The following is a 12751-nucleotide window of genomic DNA, read 5'->3' on the forward strand; positions in this document are numbered from 1 at the left end:
ATTTGCGAGCTTGTGTCAATCAATGGATTATTCAATATCGACCAAATAATCGATTTATTTTTTCTTCTTTGGTTAGTGTTGGATCACTTAAAATCTTAATAATCCAAATAATACATAATATTAAGGGAATACCCGGTAAAATTAGCGCATATAGCAGACCACGATAGTATTCAGCACTTAATGGGATTAAGTCGATCAATTTCACACCATAATGGACATAAATGAAACCAACAACAGCAAGCAGAATAAATGCCAATATTCGCTTAAAACCTATCATTGCTACTATAAAAGCGGTACTAAATTCACTCATCGTTTACCTCCGATATTTATAGGTTCAATCTACCAAATCCCCGTATTTATAAATTAAAGGTGACGGTTTTCCCAGTAGGTAATTCAACCGATAAATTTAAAACACCGCCCATTGCTTCAATATATCGCTTAACTGATGATAATTTAATATCATTACCACGTTTTTCAAGTGCAACAACAGATGGCTGAGAAATATTTAACGCTTCCGCCATTTGTTTTTGTGAAAGTTCTAATTCTTCACGAATGCGGTAAAGTTGTAACTCCATACGCATATCATCAGCCATTGCTTTCACTTTCGCTTGCTTTTCAGCAGGAAGTTTACTCATTAAATCTTTAAATGCTACGCTCATTTTCTTACTCCTTTGAAAATTCAGAAAGGTAATCCTCGTAAGTTTTCTCGGCAAGTGCGATCATCTCTTTGTAAAAGAGTTTCTCTTTTTTGCCCTTTTTATCTCCACCACATAACACAATAGCTTGTCGAATTGGATCAAAGAGATAAAACAAACGAAATACGGATAATTTAGACTGCACTCTCAATTCTTTTAAATTGGTATATTTAGAACCTTGTAGTGTATCAGCATACGGTCTACCTAATTGCGGACCTTCTGTTGATAATAATTCCAATGCAGCATAGACTTTTAATAAATCATCTTCTGCCAACGTATCAAACCAACTTAAAAGCGGGTCTTGTAAAATAACTTCCCATTCTTGTTTCATGCAGCGATTACCTTTTTTGCTATCTGATATAGATTTTAATCTATAACCAATAGCAAAGCAAGAAATTTACAACCGCACTTAAACTAAAGTGCGGTTGGTTTTGGTTGAGTTTTAAATCAACGTTCTATTTCTTGTTTCGGCAATAGGTGTATTAAAATTTTCTTCATAATAGCCGTCAATCAATCGCATTCTTCGTGAAAGTTCTAACAGCAAATCGGCTGTTTGATGTGTTTCTTGCAATAATTGTCGTGCTTTTTTATGATCAACGAAATTACAACCGTCCATATTTTTTATGCGGTAGTTTTGCGGATTGTGTTTATTTACAATCACTAACCATCGCCCTTCGTGTGGAATTTCTACTATTTGCTTTTTAGGTGGCTCTATTAGCTCTCCCTCTAAGACGAGCTTATGCACATATTCCACTGCTTGCGGTAATTGCTCTTTGCTTAATTCGTCAATGTGATTAACATTGAAACGCTGGTGAATAAGCTGATACGCATCAGAATAGATTAAACCTTTTTTGCTCACTAGCATATTGACGGCATCACGTAAGCCTGTGCGATCATCAACTGTGGTTTGCGATCTTTCCGCTTTGCCTTTATTCCAATAATCAAACAACGCCTGATAACATTCTCTTTTGTAGGTGATGAGCGTTTCTCTAATTTCAGGTTTCACCCGTTTTACATCAATGCCAAATAGCCAGCCGTTGAGATATTGGATTGGGAGGCAGACCATCTCTTGTTCTCCGCCATTTGTAGGTGTGATCATCACGATCATACCTTGGGAAAGCACTTCATCTCTTTTAATTCGCAATAGCTGAGCATTCCAAGCTAAGCCAATATTTTCACAAATTGGTTTCATTGCAACATAATGAATGTTGTTTTGCTCAATAGTTAAAAGAGTTTGGTTATGGAAGTTTACGGTTTGAAGTTGAGTTTTCATTGAACATTTCCTTTTGAGAGAAATCCCTAATTAATTAGGGTGATCGACAGCTCAAAACCAGTGTTCAGTCTGGCGGAGTTATTCCCTTGCGGTGTTGTATTCCTCGCACTGTCGATCATTGATATTAATTGTTGTTTTTGTATCAGGTATGAGAAATAGGAGAAACCCAGATACAAAAAAATCACGCTAACGGGGTGAATTACCGCTGAACATAAAGGCTTTTGAGACCTTGTTTTAAATACTACAGTTTAAGCATTTTTATGTCAACTATATTCATAATGAATATGGTTGGTGCCAAGAGGTTCAGAAACCGCCAAAGGAACGGTCGGGATTATTCCCCTTTCGGGTATTTTATTCTCCGCCCTCTCGGCATAGAGTGAAATGTGCGATCCATTCGTGATGAGAAATAGGAGAAACACAAATTTTACGCATAAAAAAACCGCTATGCTGTCGGGTGCGGATTACCGCCTTTGGTTGTAGGTTCTGACGCCTATGGAGTAAATATAAAAGAAAACCCTGTTGAGGTCAACAGGGTTTATAGTTATTGACAATTAAAAATCTTATTCTTTGCCTCGTTTACAGATAACGGTGCATAATAGACCCCATTTCTTTTAAAAAGGATCTTACCATTGGTTATTTCAAAAAGATAAAAGTATCTTAAATACCCTGATTGTACTGCTCCAATATAGATTTCTGAAACATTATCAAAGTCATTAATAACCATTCTATAGGGTCTAAATTCGTCTAATTGCTCTATCATACAGCGTTTTAAGGCATCCTTTGACTTGCTTGAAAAATAGCTTTCTCCTTTTTCCGCTTTTATGTTTTTAGAGCTAGAACCGCATCCGCTTAATAAGACAACACTAGCTAAAATAAATAATAGTAGTTTTTTCATTTGGGACAAATCACATTGGTAGTAATCGAGGTCGTCTGTAAGGACCAGAGCTAATACGGAATAAATTTTCCTTATTTTTCTCAATTTTCTGGATTTCTACAGCTGGATTAAACCCCATAGCCCCTGAACATAAACCACGCCCCATTGGATCTGGCGTTACCGCAAACTTCCACTCTCCTTCAGGGATATAAAAAGTAGCCTTTTCTTTAGGATCAAATCTAGCAAGTAATGTTTGTCTATACATTACTCCTAAATAACATCCACTTCCGAGCGCACCTGCATCACGCGTAATTGTTACTTTAGCATACTCTGGATTATATTCTTTAAATGCCAAAACTCTATTTTCAGGAACAGGTTTAGCATCTTGCAGGAATACTGGAGTTGTAGCGCAAGCAGAAAGAATGCAGCTGATTGCAACAACTCCACATAATTTTTTCATAATTAACTCCTAAGCTAAAAAATAGGCGTTAATCATACCAAAATCAGGCGAGTTTTAAAGTGATCTGGATCACATCACCGCGCCCACCACTTCTAAAAGAAGTGATAATTGTTGTTATCTCTTTGAATTAAGACTTAGTGAATAGCCGTAATTAAGTCAGGTAATAGCCATAAGATCACTGCTAAGATTGATGAGATACCCATACAGCAAAAGAAAAATTTAATGCCAAACGAAATGTCTTTCCCTGCTTTATCTGCACCTTGCTCACTCATATTTCCTCCTATTTTTAGGCTTGTAAATAGCTTGCCTAATAAATTTCCTATGTTAAAATTGGGCATAATAAATCATAATCTCCTATAGACGAGTGGGAGTTGAAAAGGAAAACCCCGACTGTTTGCCGCAATCGGGGTTTGTTTTTGGTAATAAAAAAGCCAGACGTTTAATTGTCTGGCTTAAAGTGCAGCAAATAAATCAAGTTGCTTTATTTGGGCGAGTTCTAATTCCAATCGGTGTTTTTCTTGTTTTCGTTGATTGAGTAACCGCCCAGCTTCACTACCTTTCGATTTAGAAAGACTCTCTTTTTCTTTCCAATCAAGTAGCTTTCTTTTCACTTCATCACGGCGGGCAATGCCTTCCGTCCAATAATCCCATAACGCCAAGAAGCATTCTTCCTGATATTCTTCAAGACGTGTTTTTAAATCTGCACGCACTTTATTTGGGTTAATGCTAAATAACCAACCATTTAATTTTTTGATTGGCATACATAGCATTTCACGATTTTTGCCATCTTGAGCAACTGTGGTCATATGTACACAGTTGAATTTTTGTGATTGATTTACCAACTTCTTATGTTGCCTTGACCACTCTAAGCCAATCCCCTCAACAATTTCACGCATTGCTACATAAGCAATGCCATTGTTATCCACTAAAGTAATTTCTTTACCTAAAAATTCTGCGGTTAATGCTTCCATTATTTTCTCCTTGTTCTCCACACAAAAAAGAGCCTGTAAGAAACGGTGAGTGGAGAAAGGAAACACCGCTTTCGAGTGTACTTTTCTATCTTACAGGCAATAAAAAACCCGACCTATTTAGATCGGGTTAATTTTGGCTTTCTCTTTATTACGCAAACATTCCACCTGGTCGCATATTGCTTTGAAGCATTTTGCTGGTTTCTTCTCGGGCAACACTGCGCATTAGTTCAACAGTGATTTCTAACCCGCCCTTGTCATCTTGCTTGCTCTCAACTTTGGCTTCCGTTGGCTCGCCATTATTAATCACTTTTACGCTGATTTTCGGTGAGCTAGATTGTGTATGCACTGTTGGTAGATTTACACCGCCGCCCGTAGCAAAACCGCGCTTAGATTTGCCATAGTTAAGATAATCTAGATAATCAACCCCAAGCCTTGCTGTGGCTTCTTTGGTTAGGACATATTCGCCTTTGTGGACTACGCCAGCAGGATCGTATTTACCACCGTTTCCTGTATAACCTCCCTCGGCATATCCTCCCATTGTTACGCCTTGAATCGTTGAAACAATATTTGCTGTTTCAGCTGCAACCGTTGCCATTGCAGCGATATTAGCTGGGAATGACAATGAACCAGCATTAGCAATACCTTGCTGGATCTTGATAATACTGTCTGCAATTGCAAAGGCTTTTGAAGCTGCAAACATTGCTTTATAGATACCCGATTGTTCTCCAGCCGCACCTTTCATTATATTTGCCATAGAATCAAAAGCACCGCTCATTGCGGAGGCCGCTTGGGAATAATGGCTTAATTCAAGTTGAAGAGTTTCATTGGCGTATTTTTCCTTTAACTCTTTTTTCCTTTGCTCAAATTGCTCTTGCGTGCTTAATTGAGTGTCAAGGAATGCTTGCTCTAAAGCCAACTCTTGTGCGTGGCGATTTTGAATATCCTGAAAAGGATCGGTTTGCCCTCTTAATTTATCTAATGGATTAACTGCATCTTGAGACATTTGTTGGGCATACTGAATTTTAATTTGCTGTTCAGCCGTATTTGCCTGCAAACCATCTAATTTGCCAATATCTTTTAAACGCGCAATTTCTTTTAGTCCATCATCAAGAGTTTGTTTAAACCCTAAACTTGGTGCATATTTTGCTACGAGTGCTTGTTGTTCTTTAAGATAACGCTCTGTAATCAGTGTTTTTGCCTTTTCATATTCTTCGTTGTTGACTACGCCTTTTTGTTTAAAGCGATCAAGCTCTTGAAAGGCTCGTTCTTGCTCACGTTGAATTTTGGTTACGTTATCTAAAGACGCATCTTCTAATTTAGCATAATAATCACGCCACTGATCTAGCATTCGCTCTTGATGTTTGGCTTCTTTTGGCAATGTTTTAAATCCATCGATTTTCGTCTGCTCATCTGACATTTTCGCCAAGATCCCAGCAGATTTGATCATTTCATTCATTGACTCAACAGAAATATGCGCACTTGCTGCAGCTGCTTGAGCTGCATCGATCTGTCCTGTTGCAATTAATTGCAAAATTTCAGCATATTCGGAACCTTTTTCCCCCAGTAACTCGTAAAGCCCAGCCAAAATATAAGATGCCTTTATATTTCCTTGTGCTTTTAATTTAGCTACTTCATAGCGTTGATGTAGCTTAATTTGCTTCCCTATTAATTTCTCTACCCCATCAGCCAAATCTAATGTAACTGTTTCTTGTTCATTCAATCGAATGGTAACGCCATTAGAGGATATAGAGAGTTGTTTGCTTAATTGAATTTGTTTCTTAGTGGACTCACTTAATGCATCTTTTGTGTTTTTAAGTTCAAGTTCTTTTTCTCGAATCTCTTTCAATTTTTTCTCATAGAGATCTTGTGATGCAACATCTGGCAAGCCAGTAGAAATAAAATAAGACTTCATCATTTCAGCTTTTTGCTTCAAAGATGAAATTGAATCCTCTAGCTCCTTTATTTTTTTCTTTTGTTCATCAACAGCTGCTGTTAATTTATCTTTAGCAACTTGTAATTCAAGCAATGACATTTCTTTGAGTTTCGCATTCGCGATATCAAGATTATCTGCATAATCTAATGCCTCTTGCTTTGCCTGTTGAGCATTTGAATACCATTCATATAATGCCCCTGCGCCGGCAATTAATGCCGTTGTTACAATGCCTACAGGCCCGCCTAATAGTCCCAACACTCCACCAGCCAATCTACCACCTAAAGATGCTGCTTTTTGTGCGATAGCAAGCCTTTGTGTGGCAGCTGCTTCTGCGTTAGTCAGTGCGATAATTCGCTCTGATTGGGCTGTCATTTGCGCACGAATGGTTCTACGAGTAGCTTCGCTTTGAGCTAATTTTAACGAACTCGCTAATGAACTCATTTGCACTCTAGCAAGTTGTAATTCTGCGCTTGTTTGCACTTTAACTGCTTGTGCAGCTTGTAATGCGGCAGCTGCCTGCTTTTGAGTATTTAAGGCGGAAAGTAATGCATTATTAGCCAATTTCGCTAAATGCCCAGATGCAACAGCACCCATTACAATAACCAAATAATCAAAATTCTTCGCCAAAAATGAAACCGCCTCAGCCAATCCATTTGTGGCTCCCGAACCGTTGAGCATTTCATCAACAAATTTCAATACTGAATTTTCCATTTGTTGCATTGCTTGCCCAAAGGTAATTGGCATTCCCTCAAATTGTTGAGAGATTTTTTTATTTGCGCGACTAATGGCTTCAAAGATAACTTTAGATGTGATGACACCTTCCCCTGCCAGCTTTTTAATTTCAGCACGGGATTTACCCATATATTCTGCGACTACATCAAGGATGATTGGTGCTGCCTCTGCAATGGTTCTAAACTCATCACCTTGTAGACGACCTGAACCTAATGCTTGGGATAGCTGGAAAAGTGCGGTAGCTTGTTCTTGCGCACCAACGCCACCAACAGCCATTGCTTTATTGAGCGTTTCGGTAAAGGTTAAGACTTGTTGTTGGCTGTAACCATAATCCTTTAATGCCCTTGATGTTCGGGTATAAATGGTCGTGGTTGCTTCAAGGCTTGCCCGTGTTTGTTGTGAAATTTCAAACAATGATTGCTGTACACGCTCATATTCTGCTGTTGTTTGAGTAACAAACCGCACTTGCGTAGCGAGGGTTTTCATTTTGTCTGACATTTGCAGCAACTGATTAATTCCTGCTCCTAGAAAGCCCAATGTCATATAATTACGCAGTTTATCAATCGTTTTGATGACACTTTCAATGGATTTATCCACCTTCACGGATTGGCGTTCAAGACGTCCCAATTCATTTTCGGCTTTGGCAGCGCCTGTGCTGGTGATTTTAATTCCCAATGTGGCAAAATCTGTCATTGTTTACTCCTAGGCTATCACTTCTTGAAACGTCGCCGTCAAGGTAGAGTGGCTTGTTTTTACGGTTGTTGACCATTCTTCACACTTAAATTTTCCTGCCGATTCTTGGTATGGCGTCCATTGAAAGGCTTCCACTCCTCGGCATTCGCTCAAAAACGTGTCGATAGCATTAATTCGATTGTTATCACCACTAAAGGTGAGCTCAAAACTTCTTAGCGTGTGATGAATGCCGTCTTGCTGACGTTGCTCATAGCCATCACCAAAGCTGATGACTTTTACACGGGGTTTCTTTGTTCGTTTAACACCCCAATCAGGTTCAAAATTAAATGTTTTCATTTAACCCTCAAATAAAAAGTGCGGTGGAATTTTTAATGGTTTTCTTCTATCTGCGCACTTAGCCAAACCATATCCAGTTGCTTAATGACCTCTAATTCCCATTGTTCCAACATGCATTTTGTCAGTTGCGACCAAGCCAAAATCTCGCTGTAAAGAATAGGGTTAACGCTCATTCCCGACTGGCGAGAAAGGGAAAGTGCATAAAAATAATCAAGGAGATATTCAAGCGGTTCGGGAGGCGGTTTAATATCCAATTCAGCGGGCATAATCCCTGTTTGTTCATATACCGCCATTAAATGATCGCGAATAGATACGGAAGAGTCTTTCGGCTTTTTATCAAGGTTAAACTGTGCTTTAGCATAGCCCAGTAAATTCTCAATTAAGCCGCTAAGAAGTTTCCCAGATTTTCAGACTGTTCAATAATTTGCTCACGCATCCAAGGGCAGGCATTCAATAATTTACGGGCGTTTTCTGTCGTAAATTCCAAATCTTTACCTTCCCATTCGATACCGTGCCAATCTGCAATACGAACAATGGCATTTTCAATCGCATCTTGTTCCATTTCGGTTAATGTGCGGTAATTTTGTTTGCGGGAGCGGGAATTTTCAAACTCTCGTTTCTGTAATTGACGTAATACTTGAGATTGATGTTTTTTGACGACATCACTCAATGCACCATACACGGTCATTGTGGCTTCAAGCTCTGTCCCCTCTGTTGGGTGGATTAAATGAAAGGTGAAGGTATTTGGTGATACAGATAATTTTGCAAAGTCCATTGTTAGATCCTTATTTTAGAGATAAAAAAAGGCGACCTGTTACAGTCGCCTATGAGTTGGTAAAAGAAAATGCTTATGCAAGCGTGTCTTGGATAATTAATGTTGTTGCCGCGGATAACCCTGGCTCAATATCACTACCACCTTCAAACACGGCAGGGAATGCGTCAAAGTTTAAGGTTTGAATAAGGTTTTTCGCTCCATCATCAATTTCTACGGAAGTAGCTTTAATGCCAGGTAAAATTAACGTCATATAGTCAGCATTATCTTCACTACCTGCATCCATTCGTAAAGCAAGGGAAAGATTTTGCCCACGTCGTACCGCCTCAATCATTGTTTTATCCTGCAGATACATTGTGAAAGAACCACTTACCGCAATCGCGCCGATAAATACATCTGGGGCATAAGTTGTACCGAGTGTTGCCTCACTTGAGGCTCCAAGATCAATGTCTAATTTCAATCCTGTAACCAGTGCGGCTTTTTGTTTATTCACTAAAAGCTGTCCGTTTACTCCTGCCAATTTCGGGGATTGGGCGATTTCTGTTGGTGAGGTGAAATAAGCGGTTTGCGTTTCTTCACCACGTTGACCGAGGAATGTTACAGTGATTGAGGCTATGCCATTGGGCTGAATATCAATGCTAATTTTTGAGACACGGCAACCGGTGTAAATGCGGTGCAAATTAATATCTTCAAAAAAATCATCAATCGTAAATGAATCTGTGGTATGCCCCGTTGTTGGCACAAAGAGGATTTTTCCATTCTTTTCTCCCGTGCCTGCACTGGTTTTCTTAATAAGTGGAGTTTTGGCGGCGGATGTCCAATTCCCACGAAGTGCGGCAGCTAAAAACACTGCCCACTGACCTGCTGCAAGCTCGCCTTTAATATCCCCTTCAGCTTTTTCAAAGCCAACGGTAGAAGGGGCGCGCTGCATATCTGCGCGGATTTCCTCGCTTGAAAAACTCTCAAAATTAGAATTAAGTGAGCTTTCTGTGCGGGGAATAATTTTCCCTGCAGTTTTTGCAGGTTTAACGCCAAAGGTTGCTTCTTTGGCCACAATAATTTTGCGTTTAACGCCTTGTGCTGTTGCCATTGCTTACTCCTATAATTGATAATCGGTGTAATTAATTGTGATGGGTAAAGCAAGTGTGCCATCATTCAAAAAAATACCGCCAATTTGTGGCGGTGAATGAATGACAACTTGTACATTATTTTTAATGAGATTTTGCCCATAGAAATGTTGCCTCAACAAATCTGCTCGTTCAGTAATCTGTTGCGTTCCCTTTCCACTTGGAAAGAACAGCGTAACCTGTAAAAAGCCGCTTTCTGTGGCTTTAGGTTCATCGCCAATAGAGGTTGTATTGGCTGTGATGGGTTGCAAAAAAACTGACTGATAGGGCAATTTCACGTCGTTTTGCACGCCCTCCCAAGCTGTACTGAATTTATCTAACTTGGCTAAATGTGTTTGTAATAACGACCTGATTTCAGTAATCATTTACCACCTCTGTGAATTTACCCAATCTGCAATCTCTTTTGCCGTGATACGAACCATACCTTGCGGTGCCTGCGTTGAAAATCCATTAATCGTCTTCGTGCCACCGGGTTGAGGATATAGCCCATATTCCAATTTCTCGGCATAAGGTTTATCTGTGGTGATATAGATAGCATCAGTCAACTCGGCAAGAGTAAGGGCTTTTTGTGTGCCGTTATGTTTGGTGGCTGGGGTGTTTACCGCCACTGTCCAGCTCCGCTTTAGCTGACCTGTATCAATTGGGGTTTTATCTTTAACACGCTGATAGGTTTCTAATGCCAATTTTCGATAAATGATATCTGCTTTCTTTTTGCTTTTTACGACAAATTTGCCCACATCAATACTAAACTTTCCCATTTATACCACCTTCCTTGCCTGAACTTGATACAATAATGCGGTTCCCGAAGGATTTATTGGCTGGCAGGCAATCACCTTCCATTGAGTTTCGTCAACGTCAATAATGGCACCAACAACAGGATTACCTTCTGCGGTGATATAGATCAACACATCACCCCGTTCAACCATCGCTGAGCTTGCCTTAGTTACGCCCGAACTCGTAAAACTAGGAAAGTCATAGTTCAGATTATCGAATAGACAGTACGCTTCATACTCTTCTGAATATTGGCGGGTCATCCCTCCAGTTTCAGGATCATATGTTCCACCTTCTGAGATAATGACTGTGCAAGGTTGCCCAAACCGCCGAATTAGTTTGCTGGAAAGTTGCTTGAGTTGAGGATAAAATTTACTCATTTCAGCCCCTCAATAAAGTTACTTGCCCTGTTGATTTTGCTAATACGCTATTTAATAACGCTTTCACATAAGCAAAACGATCAATTGAACTATTTGCACTTTGCGATCCTTGCTGATAAGCCACTTTCACAGGCCCAACAGAAACGCTTTCCATTTTAGCTTCTTCGTTCTGATTGAGACTTTCTTGCAATGCCAATTCACAAACTGCGAATTTCACGGCTTTAGGAATTGTATCACTCCCATTTCGTGGGAAAGCTCTTAGCTGTTCAGTCTCAGATTTTTCCCCCGCAAAGTGATAATTCGCATCTAAAAAATCTGATGCGCTAACAAGACGGCGCTGTTTTGTTTCATCATCTAATGCTTCCCACTCAAGTGCGCTTGTTCGCATTGCGTGATACTGATTAGCATCTTCAAGACTCACATAACTGTCATCGGGGATAATTAACGTTGCCATAAATTAGCCTCATTCACTTAATGGCGTTGTTGCTTGCTGTAAAAGTGCGAGCAATTCCTCTTTCTTCGCCCCGCTATTAAATTGCACGCCAAGTTCTGCCAATTTCGCTTTCAGTTCTTCAACTTTCAGCTTGCTGAAATCTTCTGTCGCATTTGCTTCTTTTTGTATTGAGCTATCTTTCTCAGTTTCAGAAGTTGATGCTGTTTTTTGTTGTTGCAACGCTCTTTTGCGTCGCATTGCGTTAAAAGCAGCTAATCCCATTTTTGTTCTCCTAAATAGAAAAACCGCCCATTTCTGAGCGGTTTTATCAGTTAGTCTGTGGTTAATTTATGTTTAAATGCCACCACGCGAATTTGTTTTGGATCGTAAACGCGCGTCCAGTGAGTGCCAGTTTTTAACCCTGCATTATCTGGTGCAAGCCCCGCACTGCCTGCCCATTTCACACCGCGTGGGTGTAAAATAAAGTGGCGACGGTGGATAAGAATATCATCACCCTGCAAGCTATCACGATCTGTTTCTACAGCGTGCGGTGGAGTTACCTCACCATAACCAATTGCACCAGTACCAAACAAATATGTTGTGTAAACACCACCGCTTTGTGGCATTGTGTCATCAACAATAATGCGTTTGCCCATATAGGTTTGGTATAAGATAACACCATCTGCATCACGAATTGTTTCGATCAGCCCCTCTTTAGCAAGATAGGCGGCTGTTGCGGAGTGCATTGCCACAGCGGTTAAGTTGTCCACTTCATCACCGAGCTTATAGGCCGCATCAATAAACGAATGACCATTGATCACTTGCTTTGTCGTACCTAATGCAGATACATCGTGCTTGTTGCCTGCCATAGAGGTTGCTGCAAACACGCCCTCAAGGGTGGCAAGTAAAATGCGTTGCATTTCGCGACTCCAGTAAGTCGCGGCAAGTTCCGTTACAGCACCTAACGGATCATCGCCAGACAAGGCACGAGCCAAGTCATTCGTTCCCCACGCCTTACCACGAGCGTGTAAAATGGCAACATCTGATTTGGCGGTAATTTTATTCACCGTCAATGGTGAAGTTTCAGAAAGCACTTCTGAATCACCGTTCAAGTCTTCCCAGAATGGCATTGTAATTAACGATCCGCCTTTCTGAGCAACAAGTGCTGCTTCATCAAGATTTGAGATGATTCCTGATTGCCATAAAGCAGATTTCTCCGCTGTTTTTTGAATGGCATATTTAGTAAAAAGCTGAGGTACAATCACATCAGCGATACGGGTTGGTTGTCCCATCATTTACTC

General features: G+C 40.1%; 19 protein-coding genes. All 19 read right to left on the reverse strand.

All coding sequences use genetic code 11. The features are described 5' to 3' along the window. Positions 1–31: 31 nt before the first annotated feature. Positions 32–310, reverse strand: coding sequence for a hypothetical protein (locus tag L4F93_RS11160; protein ID WP_250350304.1), 279 nt, complete (start codon positions 308–310; stop codon positions 32–34). Positions 311–356: 46 nt separating this feature from the next. Further along, a complete protein-coding gene (locus L4F93_RS11165) occupies positions 357–659 on the reverse strand; it encodes an XRE family transcriptional regulator (protein WP_250350305.1) in 303 nt (100 codons plus the stop codon). Between the two features lie 4 nt (positions 660–663). Then, positions 664–1026, reverse strand: a complete 363-nt coding sequence (locus L4F93_RS11170; RefSeq protein WP_250350306.1) for a type II toxin-antitoxin system RelE/ParE family toxin — start codon at positions 1024–1026, stop codon at positions 664–666. A gap of 111 nt (positions 1027–1137) precedes the next feature. Beyond that, a complete protein-coding gene (locus L4F93_RS11175) occupies positions 1138–1968 on the reverse strand; it encodes a phage antirepressor N-terminal domain-containing protein (protein WP_250350307.1) in 831 nt (276 codons plus the stop codon). Positions 1969–2509: 541 nt separating this feature from the next. Further along, the gene (locus L4F93_RS11180; RefSeq protein ID WP_250350308.1) at positions 2510–2863 is read right to left on the reverse strand and encodes a hypothetical protein; all 354 of its coding nucleotides are present in this window, start codon (positions 2861–2863) and stop codon (positions 2510–2512) included. Positions 2864–2873: 10 nt separating this feature from the next. Continuing rightward, positions 2874–3302 carry a hypothetical protein gene (locus L4F93_RS11185; protein WP_250350309.1) on the reverse strand — a complete coding sequence of 143 codons (429 nt, stop codon included), beginning with the start codon at positions 3300–3302 and terminating at the stop codon, positions 2874–2876. 134 nt (positions 3303–3436) lie between these two features. Next, on the reverse strand, positions 3437–3574 hold the full coding sequence (locus tag L4F93_RS11190) for a hypothetical protein (RefSeq protein WP_165381770.1): 138 nt from the start codon (positions 3572–3574) through the stop codon (positions 3437–3439). 180 nt (positions 3575–3754) lie between these two features. Then, positions 3755–4273, reverse strand: coding sequence for a phage antirepressor N-terminal domain-containing protein (locus L4F93_RS11195; protein WP_250350310.1), 519 nt, complete (start codon positions 4271–4273; stop codon positions 3755–3757). A gap of 148 nt (positions 4274–4421) precedes the next feature. Beyond that, positions 4422–7631, reverse strand: a complete 3210-nt coding sequence (locus L4F93_RS11200) for a tape measure protein (RefSeq protein WP_250350311.1) — start codon at positions 7629–7631, stop codon at positions 4422–4424. A 9-nt stretch (positions 7632–7640) separates the two neighbouring features. Further along, a complete protein-coding gene (locus L4F93_RS11205) occupies positions 7641–7967 on the reverse strand; it encodes a phage tail protein (protein ID WP_250350312.1) in 327 nt (108 codons plus the stop codon). A 32-nt stretch (positions 7968–7999) separates the two neighbouring features. Beyond that, on the reverse strand, positions 8000–8260 hold the full coding sequence (locus L4F93_RS11210) for a phage tail assembly chaperone (protein ID WP_250350313.1): 261 nt from the start codon (positions 8258–8260) through the stop codon (positions 8000–8002). Between the two features lie 86 nt (positions 8261–8346). Continuing rightward, positions 8347–8742, reverse strand: a complete 396-nt coding sequence (locus L4F93_RS11215; RefSeq protein ID WP_250350314.1) for a hypothetical protein — start codon at positions 8740–8742, stop codon at positions 8347–8349. Between the two features lie 73 nt (positions 8743–8815). Further along, positions 8816–9829, reverse strand: coding sequence for a phage tail tube protein (locus tag L4F93_RS11220; RefSeq protein WP_250350315.1), 1014 nt, complete (start codon positions 9827–9829; stop codon positions 8816–8818). A gap of 9 nt (positions 9830–9838) precedes the next feature. After that, the gene (locus L4F93_RS11225; RefSeq protein ID WP_250350316.1) at positions 9839–10231 is read right to left on the reverse strand and encodes a phage tail terminator-like protein; all 393 of its coding nucleotides are present in this window, start codon (positions 10229–10231) and stop codon (positions 9839–9841) included. Next, positions 10232–10624, reverse strand: coding sequence for an HK97 gp10 family phage protein (locus L4F93_RS11230; RefSeq protein WP_250350317.1), 393 nt, complete (start codon positions 10622–10624; stop codon positions 10232–10234). Further along, the gene (locus tag L4F93_RS11235; protein ID WP_250350318.1) at positions 10625–11017 is read right to left on the reverse strand and encodes a hypothetical protein; all 393 of its coding nucleotides are present in this window, start codon (positions 11015–11017) and stop codon (positions 10625–10627) included. A 1-nt stretch (position 11018) separates the two neighbouring features. Further along, the gene (locus tag L4F93_RS11240) at positions 11019–11471 is read right to left on the reverse strand and encodes a DnaT-like ssDNA-binding protein (protein WP_250350319.1); all 453 of its coding nucleotides are present in this window, start codon (positions 11469–11471) and stop codon (positions 11019–11021) included. Between the two features lie 9 nt (positions 11472–11480). Then, entirely contained in the window at positions 11481–11732 is a 252-nt protein-coding gene (locus L4F93_RS11245) for a HeH/LEM domain-containing protein (RefSeq protein ID WP_250350320.1), read from the reverse strand. A gap of 50 nt (positions 11733–11782) precedes the next feature. Next, positions 11783–12745, reverse strand: a complete 963-nt coding sequence (locus L4F93_RS11250; RefSeq protein WP_250350321.1) for a major capsid protein — start codon at positions 12743–12745, stop codon at positions 11783–11785. Positions 12746–12751 lie beyond the last annotated feature (6 nt).

The organism is Avibacterium sp. 20-132 (genome assembly GCF_023611925.1).
In the GTDB taxonomy this organism is placed as follows: domain Bacteria; phylum Pseudomonadota; class Gammaproteobacteria; order Enterobacterales; family Pasteurellaceae; genus Avibacterium.